This is a genomic window from Streptomyces sp. NBC_00490, from assembly GCF_036013645.1.
Classification (GTDB): Bacteria; Actinomycetota; Actinomycetes; order Streptomycetales; family Streptomycetaceae; genus Streptomyces; species Streptomyces canus_F.
In genome coordinates, this window is the sequence record NZ_CP107869.1 from 9,334,058 (window position 1) to 9,347,043 (window position 12,986).

General features: G+C 72.7%; 12 protein-coding genes. 7 read left to right on the plus strand and 5 right to left on the minus strand.

What is annotated here, in order from left to right; genetic code table 11:
* Positions 1–154 precede the first annotated feature (154 nt).
* The 3 genes from OG381_RS42635 to OG381_RS42645 all read left to right on the plus strand — a co-directional run bounded on the left by OG381_RS42635 (position 155) and on the right by OG381_RS42645 (position 4,369).
* Positions 155–2,362: an MMPL family transporter gene (locus OG381_RS42635; protein ID WP_327721327.1), complete on the plus strand. Its 2,208-nt coding sequence runs from the start codon at positions 155–157 to the stop codon at positions 2,360–2,362.
* 94 nt (positions 2,363–2,456) lie between these two features.
* Complete coding sequence (locus tag OG381_RS42640; RefSeq protein ID WP_327721328.1) at positions 2,457–3,695, plus strand: sensor histidine kinase; 1,239 nt, start codon at positions 2,457–2,459, stop codon at positions 3,693–3,695.
* The gene (locus OG381_RS42645; protein WP_327721329.1) at positions 3,692–4,369 is read left to right on the plus strand and encodes a response regulator transcription factor; all 678 of its coding nucleotides are present in this window, start codon (positions 3,692–3,694) and stop codon (positions 4,367–4,369) included. The genes OG381_RS42640 and OG381_RS42645 overlap by 4 nt, the downstream gene beginning before the upstream one ends.
* 7 nt (positions 4,370–4,376) lie before the next feature.
* Here OG381_RS42645 and OG381_RS42650 read toward each other — a convergent pair whose 3' ends face one another.
* The gene (locus OG381_RS42650) at positions 4,377–4,631 is read right to left on the minus strand and encodes an EF-hand domain-containing protein (protein WP_327721330.1); all 255 of its coding nucleotides are present in this window, start codon (positions 4,629–4,631) and stop codon (positions 4,377–4,379) included.
* 29 nt (positions 4,632–4,660) lie between these two features.
* Positions 4,661–5,596, minus strand: coding sequence for an NAD(P)-dependent oxidoreductase (locus OG381_RS42655; protein WP_327721331.1), 936 nt, complete (start codon positions 5,594–5,596; stop codon positions 4,661–4,663).
* 136 nt (positions 5,597–5,732) lie between these two features.
* Here OG381_RS42655 and OG381_RS42660 point away from each other — a divergent pair, with 136 nt between their 5' ends.
* Entirely contained in the window at positions 5,733–6,323 is a 591-nt protein-coding gene (locus OG381_RS42660; protein WP_327721332.1) for a TetR/AcrR family transcriptional regulator, read from the plus strand.
* An 85-nt stretch (positions 6,324–6,408) separates the two neighbouring features.
* Entirely contained in the window at positions 6,409–7,230 is an 822-nt protein-coding gene (locus tag OG381_RS42665) for a methyltransferase domain-containing protein (RefSeq protein ID WP_327721333.1), read from the plus strand.
* Between the two features lie 81 nt (positions 7,231–7,311).
* Here OG381_RS42665 and OG381_RS42670 read toward each other — a convergent pair whose 3' ends face one another.
* Together OG381_RS42670 and OG381_RS42675 are read right to left on the minus strand one after the other, a co-directional pair.
* Positions 7,312–8,016 carry a response regulator transcription factor gene (locus tag OG381_RS42670; protein ID WP_327721334.1) on the minus strand — a complete coding sequence of 235 codons (705 nt, stop codon included), beginning with the start codon at positions 8,014–8,016 and terminating at the stop codon, positions 7,312–7,314.
* Complete coding sequence (locus OG381_RS42675) at positions 8,013–8,864, minus strand: sensor histidine kinase (protein ID WP_327721335.1); 852 nt, start codon at positions 8,862–8,864, stop codon at positions 8,013–8,015. Before OG381_RS42675 ends, OG381_RS42670 begins: the two co-directional genes overlap by 4 nt.
* A 140-nt stretch (positions 8,865–9,004) precedes the next feature.
* Between OG381_RS42675 and OG381_RS42680 the strand changes: the two genes are divergently transcribed.
* Both OG381_RS42680 and OG381_RS42685 read left to right on the plus strand, forming a co-directional pair.
* Positions 9,005–9,712 (plus strand): ABC transporter ATP-binding protein, encoded by a 708-nt coding sequence (locus OG381_RS42680; RefSeq protein ID WP_327721336.1) that lies wholly within the window; start codon positions 9,005–9,007, stop codon positions 9,710–9,712.
* Complete coding sequence (locus OG381_RS42685; RefSeq protein ID WP_327721337.1) at positions 9,709–12,021, plus strand: ABC transporter permease; 2,313 nt, start codon at positions 9,709–9,711, stop codon at positions 12,019–12,021. The genes OG381_RS42680 and OG381_RS42685 overlap by 4 nt, the downstream gene beginning before the upstream one ends.
* A 16-nt stretch (positions 12,022–12,037) precedes the next feature.
* Here the strand turns inward: OG381_RS42685 and OG381_RS42690 are convergent, their stop codons facing one another.
* Positions 12,038–12,775, minus strand: a complete 738-nt coding sequence (locus OG381_RS42690; protein ID WP_327721338.1) for a hypothetical protein — start codon at positions 12,773–12,775, stop codon at positions 12,038–12,040.
* Positions 12,776–12,986 lie beyond the last annotated feature (211 nt).

The following is a 12,986-nucleotide window of genomic DNA, read 5'->3' on the forward strand; positions in this document are numbered from 1 at the left end:
GCAGCAGTCGGCGCTCGTCCTTGAGGAGGAGACGGGCGCCCCGCCTCGTGCAGCGCCACCAACGGGGAGTGCCAGCACCGGCACGATGCCCCGGTGGCCCCTGTCGGGCCAGGCTGGTGATCTACCCGAACCCAGACCTGGAGATCCGTTTCTCGTGGCTACCTTCCTGTATCGGATGGGCCGGGCCGCCTTCCGGCGGCGCCTGCTCGTGGCGCTGTTGTGGGCCGTGGTCCTCGGCGCCGTCGGCCTGGGCGCCGCCAAGGCGCCCGCCGCCTCCGACGACGGCACGTCCTTCATGCCGGGCATCGAGGCGCAGAAGGCCTTCGACCTGATCGGGGAGCGTTTCCCCGGTGGGGACGCCAATGGGGCCGATGCGCGGATCGTCTTCACCGCGCCCGACGGCGAGAAGGTGACGGCGGCCGGCCATCGCGCCGCCATCGAGTCGCTCGTCGCCGAGGCCGCCGACGAGCCCCAGGTGGCCGGTGCCACCAGCCCGTTCACGGCGGGCGCGGTGAGCAAGGACGGCTCCACCGCCTACGCCACGGTGGAGTACAAGGTGAAGGCCGCCGACCTCACCGACGCCGACAAGGCCGCGCTGGAGAAGGCCATCGACGAGGCCCGCGACTCCGGTCTCACGGTCGAGGCCGGAGGCACCGCACTGGCCACGCAGCCCGCGGCGGGCGGCGCCTCCGAGGCCATCGGCATCGCCCTCGCCGCGGTCGTCCTGCTGATCACCTTCGGCTCCCTCGCGGCGGCCGGCCTTCCGCTGCTCACCGCCATCGTCGGCGTGGGCGTCAGCATGGCCGCCATCATGGCCCTGGGCAGCGTCTTCGGTCTCTCCATGACCACCGGCACGCTCGCCACGATGCTCGGCCTGGCGGTCGGTATCGACTACGCCCTCTTCGTGGTCTCCCGCTACCGGGAGGAGCGCGCCAACGGACACGACCCGCGGGAGGCGACCGGCCTCGCCGTCGGCACGGCCGGCTCCGCCGTGGTGTTCGCCGGTCTCACGGTCGTCATCGCCCTGGCCGGCCTGACCGTCATCGGCGTCCCGATGCTGGCCAAGATGGGGCTGTGCGCCGCGGGTGCGGTGGTCGTCGCCGTGCTGATCGCGCTCACGCTGGTCCCGGCGCTGCTGGGCATGTGGCCCGAAGCCGTACTGCCCCGCCGTATCCGCAAGAACGGCGCCGCGGCTCCGTCGACGGAGGGCAACGGCGGATCCCGCTGGGCGCGGTTCGTGCTGCGCCGCCCCGTGGCCGTGCTGGTGACGTGCGTCGCCGGTCTGGGCGTGCTGGCGCTGCCCGCCGCACAGCTGGAACTGGGCATGCCGGGGGACGAGTCCAAGCCGGTCTCCTCGACGGAACGGCGTGCCTACGACGCGCTCGCCGACGGTTTCGGCGCCGGCTTCAACGGGCCGCTGACGATCGTGGTGGACGTCAAGGGGGTCGCCGAACCCAAGGCTGCCGTGAGCGACATCGCCGAGAGGATCGGCGCGACCGGCGGGGTCGTGTCCGTCTCTCCCGCGCAGTTCAACCAGGCGGGGGACGCCGCTCTCCTGTCCGCGGTGCCGGCCACCGGCCCGAACGACGAGCGGACCAAGGACCTCGTCCAGTCGATCCGTTCCGAGCGCCCGGACCTGGAGCGGGAGACCGGGGCGACGTTCGAGGTCACCGGCAACACCGCGATGAACATCGACGTCGCCCAGGCCCTCCAGGACGCGCTCGTGCCCTATCTGGGCGTCATCATCGTGCTGGCGTTGATCCTGCTGCTGGTCGTCTTCCGTTCCGTGCTCGTGCCTCTCAAGGCCGCACTCGGGTTCCTGCTGTCGGTGCTGGCCGCCCTCGGCGCGGTCGTGGCGGTCTTCCAGTGGGGCTGGGGCGCGGAACTGCTCGGGGTGGAGCAGTCCGGTCCGATCATGAGCCTGATGCCGATCTTCCTGGTGGGCATCGTGTTCGGCCTGGCGATGGACTACGAGGTCTTCCTCGTCTCGCGGATGCGGGAGGCGTACGTCCACGGGGACCGGCCCGCCCAGGCGATCGTGACGGGCTTCCGGCACAGTGCCCGGGTGGTTGCCGCCGCGGCGGTCATCATGATCGCGGTGTTCTCCGGCTTCATCGGCGCCCAGGAGTCGATGATCAAGACCATGGGCTTCGGGCTCGCCGTCGCGGTGCTCTTCGACGCCTTCGTCGTCCGCATGGCGATCGTGCCCGCGGTGCTCGCCCTGCTCGGCGACAAGGCGTGGTGGCTGCCGGCCCGGCTCGACCGGCTGCTGCCCCGCGTCGATGTGGAGGGCGCCGGACTCGGCACGCCGAAGACGCACGAGGCCGGCGAGCCGGTGCCGCAGGAACCGGCCCGGATCTGAATCCCGTACGACGGACCGCGGTGCCCTTGTGCGGGACGGCACCGTGGTCCGTGGTGTGTGAGCATGACTGTCCTCGAACCTTTCTCGGAGCGCGATGAGCAACAGCTGGCAGCGGCGGGCGGCGACCCGTCCCCAAGCCGTCGAGGCCACCACAGTGGTCCTGCTGTTCGCGCTCACCGTCGCCGCTGTCCTCGTCACCCGGGCGGTGATGCCCGGGACACCCCACCTGTGGTCCGGCATCGCGCTCGCCGCGGTGGCCTGTGCCGCACTGCCCTGGCGCCGCGAGCGCCCCTTGGTGGTACTCGCCGCGACGACGCTGTGCACCATCGCCCTGGGTGCCGTGGGCTACCTCCTGACGGCCGGAGTGATGGTCCCGCTCCTGGTCGCGCAGTACTCCACCAGCGTGCGGACGCCGCGCCGCACCAGCTGGAACAGCGCGCTCGCGGCTGCCGCGGGCCTGGTCGTCACCGGTCTGCTCGTTCCGTCGTTCCGTGACTCGCCGATCCTCGGGACCGTCAACCCGGTGGCCATGGTGCTGCTGTCGGCGGCCCTCGGCGCCTATGTCCGGGTGCGCCGGCAGTACGCGGTGGCCCGCGCCGAACACGCCGCCCGCGAGCGCGAGGAGGAGGCACGGCACCGCGTGATCCAGGAACGCATGCGCATCGCACGGGAGTTGCACGATGTGGTCGCGCACCACCTGACCCTGGCCGACGCCCAGGCCGGCACCGCGGCGCACCTCGCGCGCACGCACCCGGAGCAGGCCTTCGACATCCTCGCGAAACTGCCGGAGACCACCGCCGCCGCGCTGCGCGAACTCAAGGCCGCCGTAGGGCTGTTGCGCCAGGACAACGACACCTCCGAACTGACTCCCGCGCCGGGACTGGACCGGCTGCCCGACCTGGTCGACACCTGCGCGATGGTCGGCCTGGAGGTGACGGTCACCGTCGAGGGACAGCGGCGACCGCTGCCGCCCGTACTCGACCTGACGGCCTACCGGATCGTCCAGGAAGCGCTCACCAACGTCACCAAGCACGCCGCCACCCGCACCGCTCAGGTCCGACTCGCCTACACCCCCCACTACTTGACGCTGACCGTCACCAACGACACCACCCCGGACCGCCCCGTGGCCGCCGCCACCACCGGGGGCGGCTTCGGCCTGCTCGGTATGCGCGAGCGTGCCGCGGCCGCGGGCGGCACCTTGCACGCCGGCCGGCGCCCGCACGGCGGCTTCGAGGTCGCCTGCACCCTGCCGCTGCACCACCACGGTGCCCCGCCGCCGGACCCCCGCGACGCCCCGCCGCCGCACCGCCACGACGAGAGCCCCGCCACATGACCATCCGTGTTCTGCTCGCCGACGACCAGGCCCTGCTCCGGGCCACCTTCCGGATCCTCATCGACTCGGTCGAGGACCTGACCGTGGTCGCGGAGGCCGCCGACGGTCAGGAAGCCGTCGACCTCACCGCCGAGCACCGGCCCGACGTGGTCATCATGGACATCCGTATGCCGCACCTCGACGGGGTGGCGGCCACGGCCGCCATCTGCTCCCGGCCCGAGCTGGCGGACACCCACATCCTCATCCTCACCACGTTCGAGAACGACGAGAACGTGGCCAAGGCCCTGCGCGCCGGCGCGAGCGGCTTCCTGGGCAAGGGGGTGCGCCCCGAGGAGCTGCTGTCGAGCATCCGCACCGTGGCGGCCGGTGACGCCCTTCTGTCGCCCGCCGCCACCCGGGCCCTCGTCACCCGCTTCCTGGCCACCCCCGACACCGACGGCTTCCGCGCCCTCCCCGACGCCGTCAAAGCCCTGACCGACCGCGAACGCGAGGTCACGGCCCTGGCCGCCTACGGCAGATCCAATGCCGAGATCGCCGAACGGCTCGTCCTGAGCCCGCTGACCGTACGCAGCCACATCCAGCGGGCCATGACCAAACTGAACGCCCGCGACCGCGCGCAACTCGTCGTCATCGCCTATCAGAGCGGTCTGGTGAAGCCGCACACGGCTTCGTAGGACGGGGTCAGCGCCAGCCGAAACGACGGTCCACCACGGCCGCGAACTCCTCCAGCGTCAGCACGGAGTCGCCGTTCTGGTCCGCGGCGTCGAAGAGGGCGGAGGAGGCGTCGGCGTCCCCCACGGCCCAGGGCGGCAGGGCCCCCGTCGCGGCGAGCGTCGGCCCCTTCGACCGCAGGGCGATGATGATCTCCTGCCGGGTCAGCGTCCCGTTCCGGTCGAGGTCGAGGGCTTCGAACAGGATCCGGGCCTTGTCACTCATGGGTCGTCCTCATTCGCTCCGGCGGAGAGTCAGGGCCCGCCCTCCACTCCCTCATCACAACGCTTCTGCCCGGCCTTCCGGTTCCACGAGACACCCTGGGCGGTGCGCGTCTCGAGCGCGTGCATCACGGCCACCATGTCCTGCCCGCCGTGGCCCTGGTCGACCGTCTCGCCGAAGAGGGTGTGGCAGACGTCGAGGAGCGGGGAGGCGATGTCGGCCTTGCGGGCGGCTTCAGCGATCAGCAGGTTGTTCTTGAGCACGTCCGCGGCGGCCGCCTGGGCGGCGAAGTCGCGGGCCAGCAGCTTGGGCGCCTTCATGCGGGAGACGGCGCTGGCCATCGGGCCCGCGTCCAGGACGTCCCGGAGCAGACGCTGGTCGAGTCCGTGCCGGTCCGCGAAGTGGAACGCCTCGGTCAGCCCGGTGACCAGGGTGATCAGGAACAGGTTCACCGAGAACTTCATCAGCAGCGCCCCCGGTACGGCACCGCACTCGAACGTCTCCCGGCACAGGGGTGCCAGCAGGGGACGTACGGCCGCCACGGCGGCGTCGTCACCGGCCAGCATCCCGACCAGCTCGCCCTGCTCGGCCGGGGCACGGGAACCGGACACGGGCGCCTCGACATAGCGGCCGCCCGCGGCTCGGACGTCGTCCTCCAGGCCGTGCGAGTACTCGGCCGAGGTGGTGCCCATGTGGACCACGGTGTGCCCGGCGACGCGCGCGGCGAAGTCCGGGGTGCCGCGTCCCAGGACCGCGTCCATGGCGGCCTCGTCGGCCAGCATCAGGATCACGGTCTCCGCCCGGTCGAAGACCTCGGCCGCGCTCGCCGCGACCTCCGCTCCCGCGGCGCGCAGGGGCGCGCAACGCCCGGGCGTGCGGTTCCAGACGACGAGCGGAGTCCCGGCGCGGACGAGGTTGAGCGCCATGGGCTGCCCCATGAGCCCGAGGCCGACGAAACCGACGTGCACGATGCGCCGCCTTTCCCGGCCCCACCGAAGCCGGGCCGCGCGGAATCCTGCTATGACAGCGGTCATAGTAGCGGTCGTTATGACAGCGGTCATAGAGTGGGCGTCGAAGCGCGCGACGAAGGGGAGACCGACGACGATGTCCGAACGAGGACCGCGCGAGCGGATGGTCTTCAGCGCGGCGCAGCTCATCCGGCGCGACGGGGTCGCCGCCACCGGTATGCGCGAGGTCGCCGCCCACGCCGGCGCGCCGCGCGGCTCGCTCCAGCACTACTTCCCCGGCGGCAAGGAACAGCTGGTCAACGAGGCGGTCGGCTGGGCCGGCCGGTACGCGGGCAGACGCGTCGCCCGTTTCCTCGCCGCCCTGGACGAGCCCGTGCCCAGCGCGCTGTTCGCCGAGATGGTGCGGCAGTGGACCGACGAGTACGAGACCGACGGCTTCGCGGGCGGCTGTCCCGTCGCCGCCGCCACGATCGACTGCGCGGAGTCCACCGCCTCCACGCGGGAGGCCGCGTCCGCCGCGTTCGCCACCTGGACCGGACCGGTGGCACAGGCGCTGTCCGACATGGGTGTCCCCGGACAGCGGGCCGGGGATCTCGCCACGCTCATGATCAGCAGCCTGGAAGGAGCCCTCCTCATCGCCCGGGTCGAACGGGACGTCAGCGCCCTGACGACCGTGGCCCGGGAACTCGGCCCCCTCCTCGACGCGGCGGTGACGACGGGCGCCTGACGAGCGGTCCCGCATAAGTCCCGTGGGGATCATGCGTTCCTGCGAGTCCGTCAGAGGGCACTGCCCAGGGCGTTAGCGTGCTCGCATGGACGATCCCGGTGGTGCTCATGGCTTCACGTCGGTGGACTCGCAGGCCCGGCCCGGCGACTGGGTGCGGGTCCTGGACCGGGTGGCCGCGGAGCCGTTCTACGCCACCTACAAACAGCGGTTGCAGGAGTTGCTGCGCCCGGCGGCTGGCGGAGTGTTCCTGGAGGTCGGAGCGGGTACGGGAGATGCCGCGCAGGCGCTGCGCTCGCGCTGGGGGGCCGAAGTCGTCGCGGTCGACAGCTCCTTGACGATGGCCGCGCAGGCCCGGGCGCGAGGGCTGGCGCATGCCTGCGTCGCGGACGGCCACCGGCTGCCGTTCGGAGCGGGGCGGTTCGACGGGGCCTGGGCCGACCGGGTCGTGCAGCATGTCGCCGATCCCGGCCGGGTGCTGGACGAGCTGCTGCGGGTGGTCCGCCCCGGGGGCCGGGTCGCGCTGGCGGACCCCGACTACGACACCCAGGTCCTCGACATCGACGACCAGGACGTCGCCCGGCGGGTGCTGCGCTTCCGCGCCGACGTACTGCTGCGCAACGGCACTCTCGCCCACCGGCACGGCGGCCTTCTCGCGGCGCGTGGCCTCGACGACATCACGGTGGAGGCCCGCACGCTGGTCGTCCGCGATCCGTCGGCGGTCGACCACGTCATGGGCCTGCGCACCTGGGCGCACACGGCCGCGGCCCGCGGCCACCTCGACGCGGCGGACGCGGACCGGTTCGTGGTCCGGTTCGACGAGGCCGCGCGCCTGGGCCGTTTCACCTACGCCGTCACGTTCTTCCTGACGGCGGGCACGGTGCCGGCCGGGCGGTTCAGGCCAGGGTGACCTCGACCGGCAGCTTCTTGCTGCCGTTGACGATTTCGGAGGCGTGCGGGGCTGCTCCACCGCGGTCCAGTGGCACCTGGCTTACCGGACGGAAGTCCCGCCCGTGCCGGCGCCGCCCGGTCTGACCAGCCCGGTCTCGTACGCCAGGACGACGGCCTGGGCGCGGTCGCGCAGGGTCAGCTTCGCGAAGATGCGGGCCACGTGGGACTTCACCGTGGCTTCGCTGAGGGTCAGTTCGGCGGCGAGCTCGGTGTTGGACAGCCCCCGGCCCAGCAGCGTCAGGACCTCCAGCTCTCGGGGTGTCAGGGCCGAGAGGTCGGCGGGTACGGCGGGGGAGTGTGCGGCGCCCGAGGCGAAGCGCTCGACCAGGCGCCGGGTGATGGACGGGGCCAGCAGGGCGTCCCCCGTGTCGACCAGCCGTACGGCCGCCGCCAGGTGCTCGGGAGTGACGTCCTTCAGCAGGAAGCCGCTGGCACCGAGCGACAGTGCCGTATAGACGTAGCGGTCCAGGTCGAAGGTGGTCAGGATCAGCACCCGGCACTCCGGGGCCTGCCGGAGGATCAGACGGGTGGCCTCCAGGCCGTCCATCACCGGCATGCGGATGTCCATCAGGACGACGTCGGGCTTCAGTTCGCGCGCCCTCGCGACCGCCTCCGCACCGTCGGCCGCCTCACCGACCACGTCGATGCCGCGCGCGGTCAGGATCAGCCGGAAGCCGGTCCGGATCAGTGTCTGGTCGTCCGCGACGAGCACCCGGGGAGCCCGCCCGTCCGGGGCCGCCGTCACGACGGGTCCAGAGGGATGCGCGCCCGGACCCGGTAGCCGCCCCCGAGCCGACGCCTGGCGTCCAGGTCGCCGCCGTACACCGCGACCCGCTCGCGCAGGCCGATCAGCCCGCGGCCGGTGCCTTCCCGGTGTCCGCGCGTCGCCCGTGCGGGCGGGACGCCGGTCAGCACGCTCGGGCCGGTGTTGAGCACCTCCACGCGCAGCGCGTGGTCGGCCCAGCGCACGGTCACCTCGGCCTTGCCGCCGTCACCGTGCCGGAGCGCGTTGGTCAGCGCCTCCTGGACGATGCGGTACGCGGTCACGTCGATGCCCTGCGGGAGCGGGCGCGGTTCCCCCGAGACGCGGACCTCGACGGGCAGCCCGGCGAAGGAGACACGGTCGACCAGGTGGCCCAGACGGTCGAGACCGGGCTGGGGGGACAGGTCCGCCACGGTGTCCGCCGGAGCGTCGTCGTCCGTGTCCTCGCCGCTCTGGGAAGGCGCCAACAGCCCCAGGAGGTGCCGTAGATCGGTCATCGCGCCCCGCCCCGCGTCCTCCACGGCCCGCAGAGCCGTCACGGCCTCGTCCGGCATCGTGGCCAGCACCTCGCGGGCCGCCCCGGCCTGGACCACCATGAGGCTGACGTTGTGACTCACGATGTCGTGCAACTCGCGGGCGATACGGTCGCGTTCGGCCGCGACGGCGGCCTGCGAGGCGCTCTCCCGCTCCCGCTCCAGCAACCAGCCGCGTTCCCCGACGGCCGCCTGCCACCGCCGCCGCATACGCACCAGCGCCACGGTCAGACACAGCACGGCCGCGCACGCCGCGCCCAACGCCGCTCCCAGCCCGTCCGTTTCCCATTCCCCCACGGAAGCCACCATGGCAGACGATCACCGGGCCCGCATCGGCCGGGGGATGCAGGAGCCTGCATCCCCAGGATGAAGTGGGCGCCGAGGTGCCATCCGGGGAGGGATGCCGCGGCCCCGGTCCGGCGCCTAGCGTCCTGTGCATGGTTACCGAGGTCAGCAGCACAGAGACCGTCGTACGACTCGACGGTGTGCGCAAGGAGTACGGCGGGACGACGGCACTGGACGGGCTGTCGCTGGAGATACGGGCGGGGGAGGCCGTCGCGGTGATGGGGCCCTCGGGGTGCGGCAAGTCCACCCTGCTCAACATGATCGCCGGTCTCGACCGGCCGACCGGCGGCACGGTCGTCGTCCACGGGGAGAACGTGGGGGAGTTGAGCGAGAAGGGGCTCGCCCTGTACCGGCGCCGCCGTATCGGCATGATCTTCCAGTTCTTCAACCTGATCGACGACCTGTCGGCCCTCGACAACGTCGCCCTGGCCGCCCAGCTGACCGGCACCCCGGCCCGGCAGGCCCGCCGCCGCGCGCTGGAACTCTTCGACGAACTCGGCATCGCCGACCGCCGCAACGCCTACCCGGCGGTCCTCAGCGGCGGCGAGCGCCAACGTGTGGCCGTGGCAAGGGCGTTGATGAACCGCCCCGCCCTGCTGCTCGCCGACGAGCCGACCGGCGCCCTGGACAGCCGCTCCGGGGAACAGGTGATGGACCTGCTGCTCGACCTCAACCAGATCGGCCAGACACTGATCCTGGTCACCCACGACGCCCACCTCGCCCGGCGCTGCGCCAGCAGGCTCGTGGAGGTGGCCGACGGCCGGCTCACCGGCGAGCACACCCTGGAGCCGTCCGCATGAGGGCCGTATGGTGCGCCGCCCGCGCGGCGGTACGGCGGCGCAGACTCCAGACCCTCGTCATCGCCCTGGTGACCCTCACCTCGACAGCGGCCATCGTGGTCGCGCTCGGTCTGGTCGAGGCTGCCTCCGCCCCGTTCGACAAGGCCTTCGACAAACAGCGCGGCCCACACGTCGTCGCCGCCTTCGACCCCGCCCGGGCGACGGACGCGCACCTCGCGCGAGCGGCCCACCGGCCGGGCGTGACGGCCGCCGCCGGACCGTTTGCCCAAGCCACGGTCGAGCTGCCGCGGGAGAGCATGAACTACGGGCTCGGCAGCGAGCTCACCGTCGTGGGCCGCGCCGACCCCGCAGGACCGGTGGACCGGCTGAACGTGTGGGCGGGCCGCTGGGCCACCGAGCCCGGCGAGATCGTCATCAACCGGGACCCGAACTGGTCGGCGGACGACCTGGGCAAGCAGCTGAAGGTGCCCGAGGGCCCCACCCTGACCATCGTCGGGATGGCATTCGATCTCAGCCGCACCGCGCACGCCTGGGTCGCACCCGAGCAGATCGGGGCGCTGCATCCCACGGCCACCCAGATGCTGTTCCGCTTCGCCGACGCCTCCTCGGAGAACCGGCTCCGCGAGCAGCTGGCCACCGCGACCGAGGGGCTCCCGGCGGACGCGCTGACCGCCTCGCGGTCCTCTCTCACCCTCAAGGACCGGATCGGAAGTTCGGCCCGCGCCTACGCCCCCTACCTGATGGCCTTCGGCATCCTGGGCATCGTGGTGGCCGTGCTCATCGTCGCCAACGTGGTCAGCGGCGCGGTGATCTCCGGGTTCCGGCACATCGGCGTGCTCAAGGCGATCGGCTTCACGCCGGGGCAGGTCGTCGCCGTCTACCTCACGATGATCTCCGTACCCGCCGTCCTCGGCTGCGCGCTGGGCACCCTCGCGGGCAACCTGGTGGCGCGGCCCTTCTTCCAGTTCGTCTTCTCCGGGCCCGACGCCGGTGTGTTCCACGACAGCGCCTCGATCGCGCCCTGGCTGAACGTCCTCGCCCTGCTGGGCATGCCCGCCGTCTGCGCACTCGCCGCGCTCGCCCCCGCCGTGCGGGCACACCGGCTGCCCGCGGCGCGGGCGATCAGCGCGGGCAGCGCGCCCCGCGCCGGCCGGGCCCTGCGCATCCAGCGCGGACTGGCGGGCAGCGCGCTGCCGCGCTCGGTGAGTCTGGGGCTGGGGCTGCCGTTCGCCCGGCCGGGGCGCAGCGCCCTCACGCTCGCCGCCGTCGTCCTCGGCGTGACCACCGTGACGTTCGCGACCGGCCTGGCCACCACGATGGACCGGTTCGGTCATGCGGGCCGGGACGCCTACCAGGTCACGGTCTACGTCGGCGCCTTCAAGGACGGCAAGGAGATCCGGCCCCGACACGACGATCCCGAGCTGCACTCGCTCCTGCGCGCACTGCCCGACGCCCGCGAGGTCACCGCCCGGGCGGATGTCGAGGTCCGAGCGGCGGGCTCCGGGGACACCGTGTGGCTCGAGGCCCGTCGGGGGGACCGGCCGCGCATGGACAGCGTGCTCACCGAGGGCCGGTGGACGCGGCACGCGGGCGAGATCGTCGCCGGCTCGGCCTTCCTACGAGAGAACGCTCTGCGCGTGGGCGACCGGCTGCGACTGGAGAAGGGCGGCCGGGGCGAAAGGGTGCTCGTCGTCGGGGAGTTCATGGAGAGCAACGCCCGGCTGGTCGTCGCCGACTGGGCGACCTTCACGGCCCTGGCCCCCGCGGAGAAGCCGATCGCGTACCACGTCAAGCTCCGCGAGGGCGCCGACCCGGCCGCCTACGCCCGCGCCGCGCGAGCCGCCGACGCCGGGGTCAACCCGACCGTGCGGGGCTCCAACACCGTCACCCAGACCATCATCGGCTCCGCGACGGCACTCACCCTGATGCTCGCCGTGGTCGCGTCCCTCGGCGTCTTCAACACCGTCGTCCTCAACACCCGCGACCGCCGCCGTGACCTGGGCATGCTCAAGTCCATCGGCATGACACCACGCCAGGTCACGGTGATGACGGTGACGTCGATGGCGGTGCTCGGCGCCCTCGGCTCCCTCCTCGGGATCCCGCTCGGCATCGTGGGCCACCACCTGGTGGTACCGCGCATGGCGGACGCGGTCGACATCACCCTGCCCTCCTACATGACGGACGTCTGGCACGCCCCGGCCCTGACCGGACTCGCCCTCGCGGGCCTCGCGATCGCGGTCCTGGGCGCGTTCGTCCCGGCACGCCGTGCGGCACGGCTGACGATCGCGCAGGTGCTGCACAACGAGTGAGCCGGTGGCCGGCCGGTCACCTCGGGCGCATCAGGTCCAGGTCCGCTCCCCAGGCGTCCAGCACCGCCCCGTGCCCGGCCTGCCGGGCCGCCGACTCGACACGGGTGAAGAGACGGCGTTGCAGGGCCGCGTCGCCGGTCCGCGCGACGCGGTCCACGGCGTCGAGGAGCGGGCCGGTGTCCCAGCCGGGCAGCGGTCGGCGGGCGAGCTCCCACTCCAGGTACTTGTTGTAGGGACGGGGGCGGCGGTCGAGGGCGAAGAGCAGTTCCAGCAGGAACCGCACGCTGTCGGCGGCGTCGAGCCGGGCGGCGAGCCCCTGGCCGTCGCGCGCGTTCTTGAGGGACCGGTAGAGGGAGTTGGCGTAGGCGTCGAGCCAACCGCGAGCGTCCCGGTACGCCTCGTCGGCGTCCAGGTGCGCCTTGGCGGCCAGGATCGCCGCGATGCCGCCGTCCAGCCGGTCGAGCACGACCTGGGCGCGGGCGAGGGCGTAGCGCTCGAAGCCGGGCATGCCGGCCGTGCGGAACTCGGCGAGCGGAGTGACGACGAGGTCGAGCCCGGCGGTGCGGTGGCCCTGGAACCGGGCGAGGTCCGTGGTCGCGCCGTCGGCGAGAACGACGTACAGGTCGTGGTCGGAGTGGTCGGTGACCATGCCCTCATGGGCACGGGAGCCCTTGAGGACCAGGCCGACGACGGCGGGGTCGGCGAGGGCGAGCTCGACGAAGGAGTCGTAGGTGAGGGGGCGCGGAGCAGACACGGGTGATCTCCATGAGGCCGGTGGCATGGCTGTGGGGGCGGCCCCGTGGTCGGGGCGCCCGTACCGTCCGCGGCGGCACTCGGCCGCCGCCCGGGAGATCAACGCACAGCGGGACGGTATGCCCTGACCGGCTCTTCGCGCAGCCGATTTCGCGGTCGTGAAACGGATCTGCGTGGCATCGACTCGAACGGGCACTCGTATGTCACCAACG